This window comes from Streptomyces sp. AcH 505, assembly GCF_000818175.1.
Lineage (GTDB): Bacteria > Actinomycetota > Actinomycetes > Streptomycetales > Streptomycetaceae > Streptomyces.
Genome location: NZ_JTIY01000002.1, coordinates 1427008 through 1447173 on the forward strand (window position 1 = coordinate 1427008; position 20166 = coordinate 1447173).

The following is a 20166-nucleotide window of genomic DNA, read 5'->3' on the forward strand; positions in this document are numbered from 1 at the left end:
TCATCCTGCGGGTGCGGCTGGGCAGGCGCACCATGGGGAGGCAGACGGTGATGTACGGGGTGCAGCCCTTATGGCACAAAAGCAGCTTCAGCGAAGGCGGTAATGAATGCGTTGAAGTTGCCGTGTGTGCCAGGGAGGTGCTGGCCCGCGACTCGAAGGACCGTGAAGGACCGGAGGTTGCCTTCTCCCGCAGTGCGTGGGGTGAGTTCCTTCCGGCCTTGCAGTCCACGGGGTTAGACGGTCTATGACCTTCTTGCCGGAGCTTGGGAGGTGAGGCACATGGTTGCCAATACCGCGGCGGCGCAGCGCTCTGTGAGAGAGGCGCGCCGACGAAGTTCCTCGTGGCGCGGGATGGTTGTGTACTGCCTGGCTGTCGGTGCCGGCGCCACGGTGACGGCGGCAGCCTTCTCGCTGCTCGTCGAGAGCATCCTGGCCAAACGGGTGGTATGGCTGACGGTGACGGTCGGTGTCTCGGTCGGCGCCGGTATCTGGCGCAGTTTCGCGACGCCTACGGAGCATCAGCACGAGGCCGATCACGGCCCGCTTCCTGACCGCCGGGCGGAGTTCCACCGGTAGAAGACCCCTGTCGCCGACCCCGGATCTTCGGGACTATCCACGCCGATACACCGGTAAGCAGTGAGGCTCCCAGAAGGCTGCCCACGGCCTGCACGCCACGAGGTAGCGGCAGATGCATCCCCTTGAGGGCATGCAGTACCAGGACGATACAGCCGGCGACGACGACGAGACCGATCGCCCCGTAGAGCACATTCGCCTTCAGACGCCGGATGTACAGCGTGGTCTTCTGCTCCTCCAGCTCCGCAACCCGCCGAGCCTCCGCCCCGGCAGCCTCAGCAGCTATCCGCGCGCGGATTTCCTCCAGTTCCGCAACTCGCCGAGCCTCATCCCGTGCCGCATCGGCAGCTGCCTGCGAGCGAGATCCCTCCAGGCGTATCAGCTCGGTCACGCTCTCCGGATCACTGATCGCCTCACGCTTGAGCTGGTCGTCGGAGGATCCGGGGCTGTCCTCGCCTCCCCCGGAAAGGGGCAACACCGAGTTTTCCTGCACGCCTGAGATGAACGCCTGCTGCAACCACTTGAAGACCATGGCTGGCCCTCCCCTGACTCTGCCGCAGGCGCTACGCGCCGTCGGTCTCAGCGAGTGCTGAATTCCTCCTTGACGCGTTCGATCAGCTCAACGGCAGCTTCCCCCCTCAGGGCGACGCTGCTGATCGTTTCGAAGCACTCCTGGTACCGCGCCAGCAGATCCAGGTCGTTACCACTGGTCAAGCTGCCCGTGGCGTGCTCGAGGTAGAGAAGGTCGGTGTCATCTTTGAATCCCAACACCACGAAGCTTCCCAGCGTGCTGTAGTGAGCGCCGGCCGAGAAGGGCAGTACCTGAATCGTCACATCCGGCCGCTGGCCCATTACGACAAGCTGCTCCAACTGATTCCTCATCACCGCGGGCGAGCCGATCTGACGGCGCAGAGCGGCCTCGTCGAGAATGAACGACGTCTCAGGGACGGGCGCCGTTTCGAAGATCCGCTCCTGACGTGCCATACGGAGATCCACCACCCGGCGTGCGCGGGCCTCGTCCACGCGAGGTTCCAGCAGCGCCAGGGCGTAGTCCTGTGTCTGCAAGTGCCCGGGAATGATGATCGGGTGATACGAATGGATGGACGACGCGGCGCTTTCATACCCCAAGTACTGGGTGTACTGAGCGCTGAGGACGTCGTTGAACTCCGTCCACCAGCTCGTGCCCTTGCTGCCCCGCGCCGCCTCCTCGAGCTCGGCGACAAGACCGGGGTCGTCGATCCCGTACAACTGCAGCATCGCCCTGAGGTCGGTGACGGACATGCTGACGCTCGCCGTCTCGATCCGGATCAACTTGGACAGGGACCATTCAAGATCGTCTGCAACCTGACGCTGCGTCATACCCATCTTGTCGCGAGCCCTGCGTAGCTCAAGGCGCAGCTTGCGACGGTTGAGACTGGGGTCCACTGCGTAAGGCATCTCGCTCCTTGGGGGTGCATGTACCCCTGCAGCCGTACGCTATACGATAAGCGCGTTCGGAAGTTAGCTAGCAGGGACTGTCATTATGGCATAGCTCATCGGCTAACTGCGAAACGACATATGTCATGCGCGTGCCGGGACTTGATCCCGACGGGCAGCCCCCGCACCCCGACGCCAAGGGGGATGCGTTGCGCCGCGTCTACCCCGATAGCGCGAAAAATCTCCCGGCAGACAAGACCGCCCGTCGGCGGTCTTCTTCGATCTCGCGCCACGGTGCCGCCGACACACAACCCGCCCCGAGGTGAGTTGGCCCCCCGAGGTGAGTTGGCCCCCCGAGATGACACTCCTACCCGCTGCCGCCAGAGACAGTTCCAGTAGTCCGCGGGCGGACTCGATAGGGCCTACGCCGTTCTGAACTGCCCATCTTGTGAGGCACCGAGATGCTCTTGACTGTCGGGGGAATCCCGGTGGGAGCGACTGTCTGCTGAATGGCACTCGCTTCCGCACCCGATCCTCAGGTCATCGGTTGACTCGTTGACCTTGGGCTATGTAGTGCACCAACCTGCTCAGCCCCTGATCGTCGATGACTTCCGCGGCGGTGGCCAATCCGGCGTACACCTTGCGCTCGAGCGCCGCCAGGTGGTGGCGCTGCTGCTCTGCACGATCGGAGTGGGGCGTCTTCAGATCGAAGAGTTCCGACAGTGCGGCGTCGTCCCCGCTGCCGTAAACGACCCGTCGGCGGACTCCTCCTCCACCCCTTCCGGGGCCTGCTGCTCATCGATTCCGGGCAGCCGGATCAGGCCGCCCTCGTCAGCAGCCTGGCAGATGTAGGGACTGTGGCTGGAGGCGGTGAACTGAATGGTGGGGAAGTGCTCCTGCAGCCCCCTCTCCGCCGGCGCTTCGGGAGGCCGTTCACTTCATCGGCGCGAAGGGGCTTCCCGGCGATGTGACCGACGCGGACAGTGAGATTGACTGGGGCACCTCCGTCGCATCCGTGTCAGATCGGCAGTGGCCTCCTCCTCCCGTGCCGGGGGCGTTGTCGGCACGAAGCCAATGTGCTCTGCATCACCTTCGGTGCTTTGCGAAGAGTGAGCCGTGTGGTTGAGCTGCAGGTTTTGTAACTGGTCCTGCGTGCAGTCATGTTGGCCAAGATGGATGTGCTGACAGGCGTCACGCTGGGCCACTCTGATCGCACTACATTCCGTCAGTTGTCGATACCCCTTTCCCCGGCAAGGGCGCGAGTGGAAGGCCGATCATGGACGCTATGGCGGTGACCTCCCTGATAACAGGGATCGGCGCCTGTGCAGTACGCGTACTGCACGTATGGCTGAGAGCGCAGGCAGCTGTACAACTCGCCCGACTGAGCGAGTCCGGCATCAGCAGCAGGGTGAGGGCGCTGCCGGCCGGCAGCCTCATGTCCGAACAACGCGCCGACCGCAGCCGAATCACCATCCGCGTCGGCCCCGCCGCCCCCCAACCCGGCGGAGCCGATGAGTGAGGCAGGTGCGGCCCCGTTGCCGCAGGTCCAGGCCAGCCCGCTCGTCCAGGCGTCGGCCTCGCTGTCCCCCTCCAGCTCGCAAGACAGGGCGGACTTCGCCCATCTCTACCGCGACCTCATGCCCCGACTGACCGTCTTCGTCATGCGGCACGGCGCCAACGGACACGAGGCCCTCGAAGCCGCACAAGCCGCCTTCGCACTCGCCTGGGAAAGCTGGGAAACCATCGATCATCCACAGGCATGGCTGCGTCGCGTCGCATACCGCCAGCTGCTGAAGCAACGAGACCAGCGCGAACACGCACATGAGGATCTTCCCGACCGCCCAGGGGGCCGGTGTCCCGCTGAAGCGGTGGAAATGGAAGCACAGGAAGTCCTGGTGCTGAGTGTCCTCGCCGCCCTGCCGATGCGCCAGCGTCAGGCCTTCGCCTGGGTGTACGACGGTTTCTCCGCCCACGAGACCGCGCAACACCTGGGCGTCAGCGCCGAAGCGGTACGCCAGAACCTGGCCCGGGCCCGCAAACACCTCAAGCAGACATGGCAACTGATGAAGGAAGGCACAGAGTGAGCAAGGCGACCCCCACTCCGAAGACCGACGCGGACGACGACGCCGCGTTCGACGACTGGCTGGCCGCCGTAAATACCGCGACGCTGGAACGCACCGAAACCGCGATCGACCTCGACGCAGGCTGCGCAGCAATCTTCGCGGCCGCAGTGGTACCCGAAACCGTCAGCGATGAAGACGCTGGCAATGAGCACTGGGGATACCTCGACACAGCCCTGCGCGAGGCCGCCGACAGCATCGCACCCTGGCTCGCCCTGAGAAGCCTGTACGCCCTGCCCCACCAACTCGATAAGGCCATCACCACCACCCGCACCATGACCGTCGTAGGCCGGGCGCTGCTGCCCGACAGCCTGCGCATCCCCTGGGGACTGGCCTCAGACTTTCTCGCCGACTGCAACGCTGATCTGGCTCGGCTCAAGCTAGGGCTCCTCCGTCAGGACCTCAGCCGCCAAGAAGCCATGACTCTGCACAATCGAGCCGTCGCGAACATCACCAATTTCCGCGACGCATTCCAGCAATGCCTGAATACGACGAGCCATCCGAAGACCCAGCAAGTCGGTGAACGCCTCATCTCGACTGCGGAAAAGCTGATCCTGCTCCTGAGCTGGACCCTCGACAGCATCGCCCACATCTTCAACGACACCGACTGCCCGACCCCGGTCCCCGACCAGGCGAGGGCGTAAAACTGGCGGACGCGCCGCGGGCACACCGCAGGGCGCGGTTTCGGTTACTCAGTGGCCGATGTGAGGTTCGGCCGGGGTGCGGGTGAGGAGGCGGGAGACCTCGTCTGGCACATGTCGAGCTGTACGGCCCAGACCGACGGGTCCGGGCGGTGACGACCAATCGGAGGTAACGCACTGCACCGCCCCGCCCTGGATCGACTCGTAGCGGGCTACGGCCCAGAGCCTCGTTCGTGCTGTGGAGATGGTCACCGACATGAGATTCGAACAAGTGATCTAATGCGGTCATGGGCAGCACCACCTCCACCGAGGCCCTGGCGCGGGCACAACGCGAGCGGACCATCACCTACCGGGCACTCGTTGCGTCCCCCAGTCCGCACGGCAACACGGTCCTGCGCCGTCGGCTGCTGCGTCTGTCGACACGCATCCTGCGGCTACGCCAGCAGCCCGGCACCGCCCTGCAGGAGGTGGGGGCGAGTGAAGGATGACGGCGCTCCGACGGATCGCCAACTTCAGATCCGTCGGGTGATCCGGACCTGGATCGAAGACCATGGCAAAGGCCCGTCCATCCGGCAGATCGGAAAGCGGGTCCGTCTCTCCAGCACCAGCTCCGTCGCCTACCACCTCGGACGCCTGGAGGAGCGCGGTCTCATCAGCCGCACCGGCCGTCGCCGGTGCTCCTGTCGCCTCGGCAGCTGACCGCAGGGCACCTGGCCAGCACCATGGGACCGGGGGCATCGATCGATGGGATGCCGGGACAGGCTAGGCGCGGTGGCCAACGCCGGTCGCGGAAGCGGTATTCAGCCGGGTGCGCGTCGCCCTTCGCACGCTGGCCCTGTGACCACCCACAGCGGGGTGCCGGCCAGTGGCTGAAGACGGGATGGCTGGGGTTGTCAGTGGGGCAAGGCAGACTGGATGCCGTGACGCCTCCCGACGTTCAGGGACTGGAGCAGCTTGAGCTCGCTGTCCTGGACGACACCGCATCTCTCGCCTCTGCCCTTCGGCGGTGCCTCATGCTGGGCGGATACGCTCACCACGAGGAACTGCGCGACTGGGCGCTGAAGGAACTGCAGGGATACCAGGCGTCTGATGAGCTGCCTTCTTACCGGAAGCTGCCGGCAGCACTCGAAGTGACGGTCGATCTCAACCTCCCGGGCCAGATCGTCCGGGGCAACACTCGGCGAATCAGCACGCATATGTTGCCCCAGCACGCTCGTGACCGCGGGATCGGGGAGAGCGCACCGATCCGGCAAGGAGTCCGTGAGCTCGAGGTCATAGCCGCCCGTGGCAACGGGGCCGTACGCCTGAGCCCGCCCGGAGCAGCTGAGTACGTCATACAGATGACGGAGCAACAGCACGCTGAGGGAAACGAAGCCGCCGACATCACGTCCTTGCACTGGGACGTCTCCGTCGCCGGCATTCAAGGCGTCCTCGATCACATCAGAACACGTCTGACCCAGTTCGTCGCGGAAGTGAGAGCAACCATGCCCCCCGGCCAGCAGAACCCCAACCCCGGCCAGATCGACTCGGCCGCACAGCAGGCCCTCAACATCACCGGAGGTAACGGGTCCACCTTCCACATCGTCGCGCCGAACGCGAAGGCCGAGCGTGGAGGCACCGCCAGCGCCAACATCAACGAACCAGCAGCCGCAACCCCCCAGCCCTGGTGGCACCGGAGCTCGGTCATCTGGGGCGCCGTCGCCGCGCTGGGGACGATCGCCGGCGTCATCGCCACCGTGGTCGTGAAATGAGGCCCCGCCGAAGCCGTGTCGACCGGCTGGAGGACGACGTCCTCGACGCCAGCCGCCCGCTCGCCCCGATCCTGAGGCAGGTGATCGCCCTGGGCGGGCACGCCCATTCCGAGCCGCTGCGGACGTGGGCGTTGAGGGAACTCCAAGGCTACGAGGGCACGGATGTGCCCATCCCCGACTACCGCAGGATCCCAGCTCCTCTGGTGATGGACGGCCTTGCAGGACGATTCAGGTTCCGGCAACAGCCGGTCAGCGTGTTCGACTTGCCGGACTTTGCCCGCGAGGCCCTGGGCGATGTGCTGCGTCTTGGCCAGAGCGTGGGCCAAATCGAGTCGCTCAGCGCCAGACGGCCAGACCAGAGTGTGCAGCTCGCGCCTGCCATGGCAGCCGAGCTCGCCGTAATCATGAGCCAGGACCCTTCCCGACAGGTGCTCAGGTTGTACTGGGCTGTGCATCCCTCGGCGCTGGAAGGCGTCCTCGACCAAGTGCGCACGCGACTTGTCGAGTTGGTCGGGGAGTTGCGGGCCGCGATGCCGTACGGCCAGCATGACCCGACACCGGACCAGGTCGCTCAAGCCCTTCAGAACATCAGCATCATCACCGGCGACAACTCCTCCGTGACGGTCACCGCCCCCGTTGCCGTCGCGGATCGGCACGGATCGGCGCGCGCCGAGATCGGCAAAACGACACGACGCGTCTTTCCGTGGATATCGGGCATGTGAACCGCCTCGGCCCTTGTGAACGGTCGCCGCAGCGACCGCCCCGGCCGTGCTTGCTGTGACCCCGGAACTCTGGGGCTCCGCAGTCTTGATGCTGCCTGGTCAGCTCCGAGGATCGCGAGTCACTGGAGCTGTCGGCGCGGAGCTCGGTCCCGGTGAGGAGCCCCTCGCTGTTCCCCGTAGACGCTGAGCGCTCCGACGGATGCCTGCGACATGCCGGCTGCCGGGGCTGCCTGATCGGTGTCTGGTCCCAACGCTCCGCATCGCGTCGCGCAGCCCTTTAGACCGAGGACCGCGAGTCGACTAGCGGGACTCCCGGCCATCACAGTCACGACTGCCCCAGCCGCGATGTCCGGGGGCGGGCACGGTGCCGATCGAGGACGTCGTCGACGCACACTGTTTCGTGCAGGTCGATTCCGGCGGCGTCAACTATTCCATGTCATCCCAAGGGCGATCGTGCTACCAGGGTTGCGATCCGCCTCGACGACGTCTTCAGGCATCTCACCGGCACTTCCAGGACCGGTGCCACCGCGAGAACTCCTCCCTCCGCACGGACGCAGCGAAGCCCGCGGACGGTGCTCCGGGACATCGCCGTCCGGCTAACCCCCTCGTACGGGGCGAGAGCGGAGGTCGTACCGCCACGCCGCGCCCCGGTGAGAAGTGCTTCCCTATGCGCAGCCGGGGCCAGCCGAAGCCCGACCCCGGCTGCGCACCGCGCTTACGGCGCGATGATGGTGTGGAAGAAGAGGACGCCGGCGCCGAACGCGGCGCCACCCGCGAGGAGCCCGCCAGGTACAGCGGCGCCGCCCATGACGGTCAGGACGGCCGCCGCCGTGCCGACCAGCGCACCCAGCAGAAGAATGACCGCGGTGCGCTGAGAGAGCAGGGGATTGTTCTGGGTCACGTCAACTCCGTTGTTCATTAAGGGGATCCGCCGGGCTGCAGGTGACGGTGTGTCGTTGATGCTGTAGCGGCAGGGCCCCCGATTCCCCCCGCGTGATGTGAATCACGCCCCGTGCAGAAAAGAATCTTGTCGGGGAGCGGGGGGAGGACGGTGCGGGCCGTCTATGAGGGAGATGTGAGGCAACAGGGCGAACGCCCACACGCGGCGACGAGGCAGGGAGCGGATGTGCCGGATGAGGCCGGGGGAGGATGCCCCTCAGCGGATGACCTGCACGAGAGGGAGCAGGTCATCGCAGAGCTGCCCCCCGCAGGGCTCCTCGCGCTCGAAGACGACCTCGCAGCCCGCGGCCCGCAGAGCGAACCAATCCAGGTCCGTGCGGGACGACTCGAGCGCGATCGGCGGATCGTCGAGTTGCTGGCCGACGAGAACTTCGAAGGCCCCGACTACCAGAAGCTTGCCGCCCGCCTCGTCCAGTACGGCTGGCCCGTCATCATCAAGTGGACCGGCACAGGTGAGATCTTCCGCAAGGCACGTCTCGCGGGCCGCCCGGTCCCGGCAGACATGATCACGACGCTGTGGACCCCCGACGACCGCAGAGAGATCGCCACCGACTCGATCATCGAGGGACTGAAGCTCTTCCGTGAGTACGGCCTTGTCCGAGGGCGGTGGCGCCCGGACGGTGGCGCCAGCCTCACGACGTATTTCGTCGGCGCGACCATCCGCACGTTCCGGCCCGTGTACAAGACGTGGTACCGCACCCGGCAGATACATCAGGCCGAACTGGTCACCGACGTGTCACACGACACGATGCCGGGGGAGATCCCGGACCAGCGCGCCCTCGACCCGTGTAGCACCGCGGCGACCCACGATGCCGTCGCCCGCCTCCTGCCCTTCGTCACCGACGCCCAGGCCCTCGAGGGCCTCGTCTTGCGCGCCGCGGGCTACACCCAGGCCGAGGCCGCCGAGCGGGCCGGCCTGACGGAGAAGGCGCTGGAGCGTCGGCTCAGCCGGATCCGCGTCAAGATCACTGAAAACCGAATGTGGAAGCTCGAACTGGGGGAGGGAGGAGCGCGATGACGGTCCGGAAGGACGACATCATGAGCAACGTCGCCGCGACTGACGACCAGGACTTCGACGCACTGCTGGACGCGTCCAGCCTCGGCGCCCCGCATGTTCTGGCGGAGAACGCGTCACTGCCGGCCGACGTGCTCCGTCGACTGGCGAAGGCGACGGCCCCAGAGCGGAACACGCGGTCCGCAGTGGAAGCCGGGCGGTCGGAAAACGCGGCCGAACCAGCCGCTGACCATGGTCTGTTGCCGCTTTTCCTTGGACTTCCGCGTCCCTTGAGAACGCCGACGTGGGGGCGGGACGGCTTTGGGACGGAGCTGTATTTGCTAACGGGGCCGACTTTCGACACCAGCGACTCCTGCTCGCGGAATACACCCTCCGGGCCCATGCTCTGGCGCAGCAGTCTGCGCTGCAGCGACTCGACCTGGCCGCATGTCCCGGCCGTGCCGAGAGTGCCGCGCCTGCTTTCTCCTCAGCCTGCGCGGATCGGCAATTGGTTTGTTTGTGCACGGCCCGGTGTCGCGCTGCCACGCTGGAGCGGTTCGGCACTGTCCGACCTGTCCCGGTCGGCAGTTCCGATCGTTACACCCCCTCGCCTCGGGCCGCACCCTGCCGTACCCCCTGGTATAGAGAGGGGCATTCTGAGGACGGCAGCCCTCATGAGGGATATCGTCCGCCGGCACAACCGTCTGCTTGATGAGCGCACCGTGCCCATACTGCCGCAAAGGTTGAGCGCCTCTTCGGTTGGTGGCCGCCACCTTCTCGAGTCGTATTGGAACGCCGCAGGGGTCTTCGATCCGGGCAGAGTGTCATCCCCTTCTGTAGGAGAGCCGTTCTGTTTGTGGCTACCAGTAGGACTTGATCGGGCCGAATTGGTAAGGCTTGCATCCCCTGTCTCCGTTGACGGTATTTGCTTGCCGCGCGCTCTCAGGCGGCCCGCATCGAGTGCCGTGGCATCTGCGGACAGAGAGTTTCGGCGAGCCTGCAGTCTGCAGGAACTCTTCACATCTCGGTCTATCGCAGAAGGAGAAGTGTCATTCCCTGTCTTCTTGGGAAGTGGGACCGCTAGTCCCTCGCGCGAGTCCGCGCAGTTCCCGCAACTGCGCATGTGGGCCGAGCAGCACAGAGGGCACACAATTCGGCACGCAGACATGCGCATGCGAGTCCACCGATCTGAAACGGACCTCGGGCACGCGGTTGCTGCGCGATTCACTTACCGTCCGTACGATCCCTATGCCATCGAAGCGGTCTTTCATCCGGGGGACCCGAGCGAAAAGGTATGGCACTTCGCTCGCGATCTGCTTGTGGATGGACTCGAAGGAAGCGCCGGCGAGGGGGACGTGATGGTGTGGCACGATCGACGTCCTTCTTGCGAAACACGGGAGTCGAGCATATTCATCCGGCTGGTTTCCGATGAAGGAACAGCTCTTCTCTCGGCGCCACGAGCGCATCTTCAGGAGTATGTCGTTGTGACACTCCGGGCTGTTGCGACGGGAACCGAGCATGAGTTCCTGGACGGTGAACTCAACGATCTCGACGGTGAACTTGTGCAGTTGACCTGTGGGGGCCTGGGTGACTGATGGCTGGAGGTTCGCGAAACCGGATCGACTCGTACGGAGAGGATGCCTTCGGTATCGGTGAGGCGATCGGATGTGGCGTCCAGCCTTGATGTTGTAAGACCGCGGATCGGCTGAACCGGCCATACTCGGCGCGGCCGGCCGGTCAGCGGCGGGTGGCGAGAGAGAGGGTGAGTAACCGGCCTGCTTCATCGAGGTGGCGTAGCCGCTTCGCGTAGGAGGCTCGTAGCGCCCAGTCGGCTGCCTGGATCCGGTGGTTGCGGCTGCTTGTTTGGGAGAGGACGGTCGGGTCGAGGAGCTGCATCTCGACCCCGCGAAAGGGCAACTGTCTGATGAGGGGCGGGCGGTGGAGCCAGTGGGCTTGCTCGAGGTCCTGCCAGGGGGAGGGGTCGTGAAGCAGGCGCATGGCGCACAGCAGCCCGTTGGGCAGTGCGACGCGGCCTCGGTTGTTGGTTCGCAGGGCGCATTGCAGGGCGAGGAGCCGTGCTGTGGGGCTGGTCTGTGGGGGCAGGGAAACGGCCAGGTAGGAGAGCATCCCCTCGACGAGGACGGAAGGCTTACCGGACCGTCTCCTTTGCCCCGCCCTGCCCAGGATGGGAGCGCCTGAGGGCAGCTCGGTCGACGAAGGGGTGAGCAGCGTATCGGGCACGACCGCGGCGTGTGCGGTTGCCCGGGCGCATGCGGCGCAGGTGTCGGCGAGACGCCAGAGACGTCCGTTTCGTTCGCAGGTGAGGACGAGCAGGATCGGCCCGTCGCAGCTGCGGCGGCGGGAGTGCCAGCGGCAGCCGCTCTCGTGGCACTGGCACGTCCTCAGATACGGCGACAGGATGTCCCTGCGCGCGTGGCTGGCGAGGTGGGCCAGCGCCGCGGACCTGCCTGAGATGCCGGGAGCGACAGCCCGGTGGTCTGCAGGGCAGTGCGGGCAGTGGAGCGCCGGCCCGTCGTGCTGGGGGCGTAGTTCGACGGTCCAGGTGCGTCGCACCGTTGTCGTGGGTGTGGTGCACAGCCTCATGGGCCGTGGGTTCCTCCTGCCTGTGCCGCGCGGATCCCCGCTCCCTGTCCGGCCCGTGGGCGGGTGAGGGAGAGGGCGAGTCGGCACACGGTAGTGCAGACCTCTGCCCCCTCGTTCGGCCCAGCACCCTCGCAAATAGGGCAGAGGTCTGCACTGACAGGGCAGGGTTCTGCACCGTCGGATGGTGGGGTGACGATCTTGCCGCCCGACCCGAACCTGGATGCGCTGCGCCTGGAGCTCGCACGCCTGCGGGGCGAGCGCGGCTGGACCTACGACGAACTCGCCAGCCGTACCGGCCTGTCCCGCCGCACCCTGATCGAGATCGAACAGGGCCGCACCATCGGATCCCTGGCCACCTGGCACGCTCTGGCCCATGCGCTCGACGCCCCGCTCGACGAGCTCTTCGGCACCCTGTGCACCGGCCACACCCCACCCAGCAAACCCGGCACCTGAACCACCAGACGACCCCTGCGGCACCTGCAACACAGATCACCCCAACCGGTGACGACACCCGAACATGCCACCCGCCTCCCGCACGCGTGTTGCAACCGAAGCGGCTGTCCGGGGGACACCCGCGGCCCTGACACCCCGATACCGGCGTGCCGCCTGGCACCTTCGCCGCCATGCACCCCACACCCGCCCCGAACTCCCGCCGCTGGGACGGTTCCCCCTCCCGCACCCGCGTCCACCACACCCGGCCGCTGGGCGTCGCTTCCACCAGCCCGACCCGCCTCCCGCACACTGGGCTACGCGCCTGCTGCACCGGCTGCGGCAACGCCATCGACTGGTTCGACCGCACCGGCCACTCACCCATCAGCCTCCACCCCCACGAACTGCCCACGACCGCGGTCCCCGCACCGCTGCGCTGGCACGTCAGCTCCGGCATCACCCACCCCCAAGGCGACGGCACCCCCTGGTGCCGCATCCCGTACCCGCTCCTGTGCCCCACTCGCCCCCACCCGCCCGGACTGACCAAGCAACTGGCCGACCTACGCTGCCACCTCGCCCCGCGCACCCGCCGCCACATCGACACACGAACCGCCCTGAGTGCCGACGAGGCCCCGCTCGTCCCCCCAGCGGCATCCGCCGGATGCCGGCCGGCACGCCCCGTCGCGCAACTCCGCAACGCCCGCTACCTTGCGGCCCGTCTCGTCGAGGACATCTGCTGCGTGGCCCAGACCCGCTGCCGACGTACTCGTTTCCTCCTCCACCCCGACACACCCGGGATCTGGAGCCTGATGTCCACCGGACCGCTCACCGGCCAACGCACCCTGCCCGACATCCTCATGGCCGTCTGCGACCTCAGTGAACTGCTGGAGAAGGAGCGGGAGCGCCGGTGCATCCAGCGCTGCGCCCGGCACGCCTCCGCACCGGCGGCCGCGGACCTGGTCCGCGCGGACTGGGAGGCCTCCGTCTCCCTTCTGCCCGCTCCCGCCCACCCTTTCCGTACTCCGCGAGGACACGCATGAACCCCGCCCCCAGGCGCCCCGTGCACTCCACCCGCGTACACCGGAAGACCCACCTTCGGGCCTCTCCTGCGACTTCCGTCGGACTGCCGTACCTACGAAGGAAGGGATGAGAATGCGCAGCCATGCTGTCGACATCACCCTGTCCCGCTCCGTCACCCGGCGTGAACTGGCCCAAACGGTCGACGTGTTGCGGCTCGCAACCAACCATGACCGCACGCGGTTGCTGGCCGTGGTCCGGGCTAAAACCATTGACCGCGCCCTACAGCAGACACGCCGAGCTCTGGAGCCCTTGTTGCCCCTCGACACGCTGAGCACCCACTTTCCCGACGCCGCCGGAAGAGTGCTGCTCAACGTGGCCTTCCCCCCCGCCGAGTACGCCTTTGTCCAGGACGCTGCGACCCGTGCCGGGCAACCGCCCGCCAGCTATGTCCGCGACGCCGTGACCCGGGCTACGGATCAGGTCAATCGAGAGAACACCCGGCATCTCGAGAGGGCACTCGACCATGTGCTGACCACGCATACGCCTCAGCAGCTGCTGGCAGCGGCCGCCCGCAGGCTCAACTCCGCTCCTGGGATGCCCGGATGCTGAGGCCCACCGGTGAACAGGCTGACGCCGCGGACGCCTTCCGTCACGGACGGCATTTGGCCCTGCAGGCCGGCGCCGGTACCGGAAAGACCAGCACCCTGGCCCTCCTCGCTCACAGCACGGGGCGTCGTGGTCGCTACCTCGTCTACAACAAAGACCTCGCACGGACCGCGGCCGCCCGCTTTCCGACCACGGTGCGCTGCACCACCGCCCACGCCCTGGCCTTCGCAGCCACCGGCCACCGCTACGCCCGCCGCTTGGGCGGCCCCCGCCAGCCCGGTTGGAGGACTGGCCAGGCCCTGGGCATCGCCCGGGCCGTCCGCATCGGCGAGCGGGACGTCTCGCAGACCGCCCTGTCCCACGCTGTCCTGCGCACGGTGGCCCACTACTGCAACTCTGCTGACCGCAGCCTGGCCCGCCACCATGTCCCGCGCCTGCGGGGCCTCGAAGACCCAGACCTCCACGCCGAACTGGCTCGGACCGTCCTGCCGTTCGCACGCAAGGCATGGGCAGATCTCCAGCATCCCGAGGAAGGGGTCGTGCGCTTCGAGCACGACCACTACCTCAAGATCTGGGCTTTGTCCGAGCCGCGGATCGACACCGACTTCCTCCTCCTCGACGAAGCCCAGGACACCAATCCGGTCCTCGAACAGGTCGTCCTCGCCCAGCGCGCCCACGCCCAGGTGGTGATGGTCGGGGACTCGGCCCAGGCCATCTACGGATGGCGCGGCGCCCGCGACGTCATGACCGGCTTCGACGGTACCGCCCTGTCCCTGTCACAGTCCTTCCGCTTCGGCCCCCGCCTCGCCCAGGAAGCCAACCGGTGGCTGCGCATCGCCGGCGCACCTCTGCGGCTGGCCGGCACCGACACCATCCCCACAGAACTGGGACCGGTCGACCTTCCGGACGCGGTGCTGTGCCGGACCAACGTCGGCGCCATAGGCGCCGTCATGGACCACCTTGCCGACGGCCGCAAGGTGGCACTGACCGGGGGAGGGCGAAGCCTGCGCACTCTGGCCACCGCTGCCCGCGACCTGCAGGAGGGACGCCGCACCTGGCATCCCGAACTGCTCCTGTTCCCTACCTGGGGCGACTTGCAGGACTACGCGGAACACGACCCCGCTGGCGGGGATCTTCGGCCGTTCGTCGATCTGATCGACCAGCACGGCACCGACAGTATTCTCGCCGCGGTGGACCAGCTCGCCGACGAAACCAGTGCCGAGGTCACTGTCTCCACCGCGCACAAAGCCAAAGGGCGTGAATGGGCGAGCGTGCAGATCGCCGACGACTTCAGCCCGCCCAAGGACACCGACGAGCGCGACCCCGCCGGCCGCCCGGTACCCGGACCCGTCGAGAACACCGAGGCACGACTCGCCTACGTCGCCGTCACCCGCGCCCGCCACCGCCTCGACACCCAAGGCATCAACTGGATCAACGATCACCCTGACGGAAACCCCGCAGGCGGGTGATGAGGGGATCCACTCCCCGTCCTGGGGCTGATGGCATCTGGGTGGTTGGTTGTGCCGACGCACGTCGGCGCAACCAACCAGCTTCCCCGACGTCAGCGGATGCCAGGACATGAGACAGGTTCGGTCGGGCTTCTTCGGCGAGCTGACCGTTCTGCGGACGTCGCGCGGCGCCCGGCCCTTGACCTGCAGCGTGACGTAGTCACTGTCCGGTGCCGTGCTGTCCGTGAGTGCTGCGTTCTCTGTCGTCGACGCCAGTCGCCGAAGGCGACGCGACGGTACGGGGTTCTTTCAGCGGTTGAGCGGCCGCCGTAGCCACGCACCCGGGTCTTGCGGTTGGGGGAAGGGCCAGGTGGGGATCCCCGCGCTTGCCCCCGCGGCGGTGTGCAGCCGGCCGGCGGAGGCAGGCGAAGGTCTGCTGGACGCATTCGTGCGCTTTCTGCGGGTGCCGGGCGCCCCGGGCTCGACGTACCTGCTTGAACTCGCCACCCGGAGCGCGTAGTAGCAAGCTGCGATCTGACGATCCGCAATGGCGCCTTCCCAGCCGGTCGGGGGGCGATTTCCGCCGCAGTTCGCCGATCTGCTGCCCTGGCCCTGAGGTGCTGGCTACACCGGAGGGGAGGTGAGCGTATGCAGTGCTGCTCGTTCACGGGGTCGTCTGGTCGGGGAGGACAGGTCGGTGCTGACTATCAACGTAGCGGTGCTGCTGGCGGTCATCGTCTTTGTGCGTCTACGGCGCCGTACGCAGGCCAGGAGTCGGGTAGACGAGCAGCTGACCGTGGTGATCGTTCTGGCTCTCGGTGTACTGATCGCGCCCACACGGCTGGGGGAGGGGATCGTGAACGTCTTGGGGCAGTTGGCTTCCGGTATCACCCAGTCGAGTCACTGAGGCGACGTGGTACTTCGGGTGAGCCCAGATTGCGGCTCTGCTCGCGCTAAGAGGTGGGGCCTGCCCAAAAGTGACAGCGACCCCAGGTGCGGATGGGCGACGGAACGAGCACGAACACCGCGACCTGGTTCGTGGCGCCGGCCGGTGAGTAGTCGACCGGTCAGGAGCGCGAGCGGGTCTCGCTGGAGACCAAGCGCGCCGTGCCCGTGGCCGATGCGACGACGACGCGTGGCACCTGGCGCCGATGACCGAGCTTCTGGGACCACCTCGGCGGCGACCTCAACCAGCTCGTTATCACTGACTGAGTGACCCTGCGTCCAAAGCCACGACGTGATGAATGGCGGGTTGCCTCTGGGTGTACTGAGGCGTGCGTGAGTTGTGAGGCAGAGGTGTTTTCAGGCCAGTTTGCATAACCGTTCGACCTGGTGCTGTAGGGAAACTGTTGCCATCGGCACCTATTCCAGGGGGTTTTGTGCGGCGCGGTGGGGCTTATTCCGGTCGGTGCGCGGATGAACATCGCGCACGAGGTGCGTTTTCCGTGAAGGTTCCGTGACAGTGTGTGGGTTTCTGGTGGTCGGTGTGGCTGCTGGTTCTGGTCTTCCTTGGGGGGAAGTTGATGGGCTCCCGTGCCTTTGGCGCGCCGTCTCGGCGTGCCCGCACTCGTGTAAGACGCTCGACTCTGGCCGCTCTGGTGGTGGCGGCGCTCGGTGCGACGGCGCTGCCGGCGCTGGCCGCGCCGTCCGACCCGCACCCTGCGACCGCGTCGTCGGGGTGGGGCAAGAGCGATCACCCCGTCCAGCCGCCCGTAGTGCCGGCGGGCAGTAACACTCCCGGCCCGTCGGTGGCTCAGGAGGCACCGTCGGCGGCGGTGGAGCAGTGGCGCGCCGCGCAGAAGGAACGTTTCACCAAGGCTCCTGCCGGCAATTCCCGGTCGGGTGTGTCGCCGGCGACGTCGGAGTATGTGCCGGAGGGTCAGGGGGAGGTGCCCTGGCACAAGTTCTCCGACACGCGGCTGAGTGATGCGCTGGTGGCGCGGGTTGATCTGTCCGACGGGAACCTGATGCTCGCGGCGACCGACTTCGACATCGCCGGGGTGGGGCAGAAGCTGCAACTGACCCGGACGTACAACTCGCTGGACGCGCCGTACGGGGTGATGACGCCGCGCTGGCTGCAGGGCTTCGAGGAGTACGCGGACGTGCGCTCCGACGAGGTCGTCCTCTACGACACCACCGGTGACGCGATCCGCTTCCCGCTGGCCACGGGGGGTACGTACACGACGCCGGCCGGGTACTCGAAGGACCTGAAGAAGAACACCGACGGCACGTTCACCCTGACGGATCGCAAGTCCGGGTCCAAGGACACCTTCGACGCCGGCGGCACCCTCACCCGCATCACCGACCGCAACCACGGTGCCCTGACGATCACCCAGCATGAAGTGGGCGGCGTCTACCAGGGGTTCAAGGCCGTCGAGACCCGATCCGGGCGCAGCATCGACCTGGTGAAGAGCGACGCGACGCACTGGCGGGCCACGGACAGTGCCGGGCGCACCGAGGTGTACGAGATCGGCGGTGACGGCAACCTCGTCAAGTCGACCGACACCGACGGCAAAGCCACCGCCTTCGCCTACGACAGTAACGACCGGATCACGAAGGTCACCACGCCCGGAGGCCGGGTGACGACCTTCACCTACGACGGCGACAGCCGCGTCACCTCGATGCGCCGCGTCGCCGACGGCTTCGGCTACGGTCCGACGTGGACCTACGACTACTCCGGCGCCACCCCCTCGGACGCGGGCACCACCACGGAAACTGATCCCGACCGGGACAAGACCGTGTACACGTACAACGCGGACAACGAGGTCACCAAGGTCACCGACCCGCTGGGCCATATCCGCTCCAGCAGCTACATGAACCACCTGGTGCAGACCGCCAGCGACGCCATGGGCACCGGCAGCGGCGGTACCGGTGGCAACGTCACCACCTACGGCTGGGACGCCCGCAACAACCCGTCCTCCGCGAAACTCCCCACCGGGGCGACCTCCGCGCTGACCGGATATCAGACGGTGGCCGGGGCTGATCTGCCGGGCAGTTTCACCTCCCCGGACGGGGAGAAGGACAACTACACCTACGACACGAGCGGCAACACTCTCTCCGTCGCCTCCACCGGCACGGCCGGTGCCACCCGCTCCTCCACGTACAACCCGGCCTCGCCGACCTGCGGCGGCTTCGAGGGCCAGCGGTGCACCAGCAAGGACGCCAACAGCAAGACGACGTCCTTCAGCTACGACACCAAGGGCAACCTCAAGGAGGTCACCCCGCCCACGCCGCTCGGCAAGACCACCTACACCTACGACGCGCTCGGGCGCCCGGAGACGGTCACCGACGGCCGCGGCATCCAGAGCGTCTACGTCTACGACAAGCGCGACCGGGTCAAGACGGTCTCCTCGACCAACTCCACCGTCCGCTACACCTACGACGCGGACGGCAACCTGACCTCGCGCACCGACCCCACGGGCACCACGGCCTGGGAGTACGACCCGCTCAACCGCGAGAGCGTGCGGACCCTGCAGGACGGCACCGAGGCGGTCCTGGCCTACACCCCGCGCGGTGACCTCGACTACGCGAGCGACCCCAACGGCACGACCGACTACACCTGGGACGACGCGGGCCGCCTCACCACCCTGAAGGACCCGGCGAACAAGACCACCAACTACACGTACGACAACAACGACGCGCGGACCAAGACCACCTACCCTGGCGGCACCACCCAGACGGTGACCCTGGACAAGTCCAGCCGCCCCACCGCCATCAAGGCCGTCTCAGGCAGCACCACCCTGGTCGACCTGGGCTACACCTACGGATACGGCACCGGCGCCGCGACGGACGGGACGAAGATCCGCACCCGTATCGACCACGCCACGAACAAAACCATCAGCTACACCTACGACTCCCAGAGCCGGCTCTCCTACGCCAAGGAGACCGACACCGCCGGAACCCGCCTCGCCTCGTGGCTGTACTGCTTCGACAAGGCCGGCAACCAGCTCTCCGCCACCAGCGGAGCGTCCACGACCTGCCCCGCCGCGACCTACACCTACAACGACGCCTCCGAACTCACCGCCAAGGACGGCTCCACCACCGGCTGGAGCTACGACCAGGCCGGCAACGAGACCGCCGCCGCCTCCACCACCCCGCGCACCGGGGAAACCTGGACGGACTACGACCAGCTCAAGACCCTGACCACGGGTGGCACCTCCTACCCGGCCCAGTACGCCGGGACGGACAGCAGCGAGCGCACCCAGCTCGGCACCACCGCCTTCCACACCACCGCCCTCGGCATGACCGGCACGACGACCGGCGGCGCCGACACCGGATTCATCCGGGAACCGGCGGGCACCCTCAACTCCATGCGAGCCGGCGGCAACAGCTACTACTACCTCACCGACGCGACCGGGAACGTCCTCGGCCTCGTCAACGACGCCGGAACCCGCACCCATACGTACGCCTACAGCCCCACCGGCACACTCCGCACCACCCCCACCGAATCCACCCCCCAGCCCTACCGGTACGCCGGCACCTACGTCGACCCGACCGGGCTGTACAAGATGGGCGCCCGCTACTACGACCCCACCCTCGCCCGCTTCACCCAGCCCGACCCCTCGGGCCAGGAAACCAACCCCTACCTCTACGCCGCCGCCGACCCCATCAACGGAGTGGATCCGACGGGTCTCTTCAGTCTGGGTGGAAACTTCGGCGCTGCACTTATCGGTGGTTCAGCACTGGTGGTAGGGACACTCCTGGGCGGCCCCGTCGTAGGAGGTGGCGCCGGAGGATGCCTTGGGGCTTTCGCCAGCGAAATGAACTCCGGCAGTAGTGTGGGCCAGAGTTTCCAGTCATGCGCAATTTGGGGTGGGGTCGGCGCAGTGGCTGCAGGGGTCCTAGTCTCCCTTCCCAAGGTCTAGAAAATCTCATTCAGATA

19 protein-coding genes are annotated in these 20166 nt (G+C 67.0%); 15 read left to right on the forward strand and 4 right to left on the reverse strand.

Annotation, left to right across the window (positions count from 1 at the left end):
* Positions 1–50: 50 nt before the first annotated feature.
* A complete protein-coding gene (locus HY68_RS41365) occupies positions 51–248 on the forward strand; it encodes a DUF397 domain-containing protein (protein WP_198533523.1) in 198 nt (65 codons plus the stop codon).
* A 260-nt stretch (positions 249–508) separates the two neighbouring features.
* Here HY68_RS41365 and HY68_RS43130 read toward each other — a convergent pair whose 3' ends face one another.
* Positions 509–1105, reverse strand: coding sequence for a hypothetical protein (locus HY68_RS43130; RefSeq protein WP_157874526.1), 597 nt, complete (start codon positions 1103–1105; stop codon positions 509–511).
* Between the two features lie 47 nt (positions 1106–1152).
* Positions 1153–2010 (reverse strand): helix-turn-helix transcriptional regulator, encoded by an 858-nt coding sequence (locus tag HY68_RS36275; RefSeq protein WP_042000141.1) that lies wholly within the window; start codon positions 2008–2010, stop codon positions 1153–1155.
* A 1514-nt stretch (positions 2011–3524) separates the two neighbouring features.
* Here HY68_RS36275 and HY68_RS36280 point away from each other — a divergent pair.
* The 6 genes from HY68_RS36280 (at position 3525) to HY68_RS36310 (ending at position 7223) form a co-directional block, all read left to right on the forward strand.
* On the forward strand, positions 3525–4073 hold the full coding sequence (locus HY68_RS36280) for a sigma-70 family RNA polymerase sigma factor (protein WP_241778882.1): 549 nt from the start codon (positions 3525–3527) through the stop codon (positions 4071–4073).
* Positions 4070–4753, forward strand: a complete 684-nt coding sequence (locus tag HY68_RS36285; protein WP_042000143.1) for a hypothetical protein — start codon at positions 4070–4072, stop codon at positions 4751–4753. Before HY68_RS36280 ends, HY68_RS36285 begins: the two co-directional genes overlap by 4 nt.
* A gap of 284 nt (positions 4754–5037) precedes the next feature.
* Complete coding sequence (locus tag HY68_RS45925; RefSeq protein WP_042000146.1) at positions 5038–5238, forward strand: hypothetical protein; 201 nt, start codon at positions 5038–5040, stop codon at positions 5236–5238.
* Positions 5228–5449: a winged helix DNA-binding protein gene (locus HY68_RS45930; protein WP_042000149.1), complete on the forward strand. Its 222-nt coding sequence runs from the start codon at positions 5228–5230 to the stop codon at positions 5447–5449. Before HY68_RS45925 ends, HY68_RS45930 begins: the two co-directional genes overlap by 11 nt.
* Before the next feature lie 221 nt (positions 5450–5670).
* Positions 5671–6501, forward strand: a complete 831-nt coding sequence (locus tag HY68_RS43135; RefSeq protein WP_157874527.1) for a hypothetical protein — start codon at positions 5671–5673, stop codon at positions 6499–6501.
* A complete protein-coding gene (locus HY68_RS36310) occupies positions 6498–7223 on the forward strand; it encodes a hypothetical protein (RefSeq protein WP_042000157.1) in 726 nt (241 codons plus the stop codon). The genes HY68_RS43135 and HY68_RS36310 overlap by 4 nt, the downstream gene beginning before the upstream one ends.
* Positions 7224–7938: 715 nt before the next feature.
* On the opposite strand, the gene HY68_RS36315 is transcribed toward HY68_RS36310, so the two are convergent.
* Positions 7939–8124 carry a hypothetical protein gene (locus tag HY68_RS36315; RefSeq protein WP_241778883.1) on the reverse strand — a complete coding sequence of 62 codons (186 nt, stop codon included), beginning with the start codon at positions 8122–8124 and terminating at the stop codon, positions 7939–7941.
* A 111-nt stretch (positions 8125–8235) separates the two neighbouring features.
* On the opposite strand from HY68_RS36315, the gene HY68_RS36320 reads away from it, so the two are divergent.
* Together HY68_RS36320 and HY68_RS43140 are read left to right on the forward strand one after the other, a co-directional pair.
* Positions 8236–9201 (forward strand): hypothetical protein, encoded by a 966-nt coding sequence (locus HY68_RS36320; protein ID WP_241778884.1) that lies wholly within the window; start codon positions 8236–8238, stop codon positions 9199–9201.
* A 1142-nt stretch (positions 9202–10343) separates the two neighbouring features.
* Entirely contained in the window at positions 10344–10772 is a 429-nt protein-coding gene (locus tag HY68_RS43140; RefSeq protein ID WP_157874528.1) for an SsgA family sporulation/cell division regulator, read from the forward strand.
* A gap of 142 nt (positions 10773–10914) precedes the next feature.
* Here HY68_RS43140 and HY68_RS39850 read toward each other — a convergent pair whose 3' ends face one another.
* A complete protein-coding gene (locus tag HY68_RS39850; RefSeq protein ID WP_052457506.1) occupies positions 10915–11304 on the reverse strand; it encodes a hypothetical protein in 390 nt (129 codons plus the stop codon).
* A gap of 666 nt (positions 11305–11970) precedes the next feature.
* Between HY68_RS39850 and HY68_RS36330 the strand changes: the two genes are divergently transcribed.
* The 6 genes from HY68_RS36330 (at position 11971) to HY68_RS36355 (ending at position 20149) form a co-directional block, all read left to right on the forward strand.
* Entirely contained in the window at positions 11971–12234 is a 264-nt protein-coding gene (locus tag HY68_RS36330) for a helix-turn-helix transcriptional regulator (RefSeq protein ID WP_042000162.1), read from the forward strand.
* A gap of 170 nt (positions 12235–12404) precedes the next feature.
* On the forward strand, positions 12405–13250 hold the full coding sequence (locus HY68_RS36335) for a DUF6083 domain-containing protein (RefSeq protein ID WP_157874530.1): 846 nt from the start codon (positions 12405–12407) through the stop codon (positions 13248–13250).
* 112 nt (positions 13251–13362) lie between these two features.
* Positions 13363–13839 carry a hypothetical protein gene (locus tag HY68_RS36340; protein ID WP_052457507.1) on the forward strand — a complete coding sequence of 159 codons (477 nt, stop codon included), beginning with the start codon at positions 13363–13365 and terminating at the stop codon, positions 13837–13839.
* Positions 13833–15305 (forward strand): UvrD-helicase domain-containing protein, encoded by a 1473-nt coding sequence (locus HY68_RS36345; RefSeq protein ID WP_241778885.1) that lies wholly within the window; start codon positions 13833–13835, stop codon positions 15303–15305. Before HY68_RS36340 ends, HY68_RS36345 begins: the two co-directional genes overlap by 7 nt.
* Positions 15306–15981: 676 nt before the next feature.
* Positions 15982–16191, forward strand: coding sequence for a hypothetical protein (locus tag HY68_RS36350; RefSeq protein ID WP_042000167.1), 210 nt, complete (start codon positions 15982–15984; stop codon positions 16189–16191).
* An 841-nt stretch (positions 16192–17032) separates the two neighbouring features.
* Complete coding sequence (locus HY68_RS36355) at positions 17033–20149, forward strand: RHS repeat-associated core domain-containing protein (RefSeq protein ID WP_347560681.1); 3117 nt, start codon at positions 17033–17035, stop codon at positions 20147–20149.
* Positions 20150–20166: the final 17 nt, after the last annotated feature.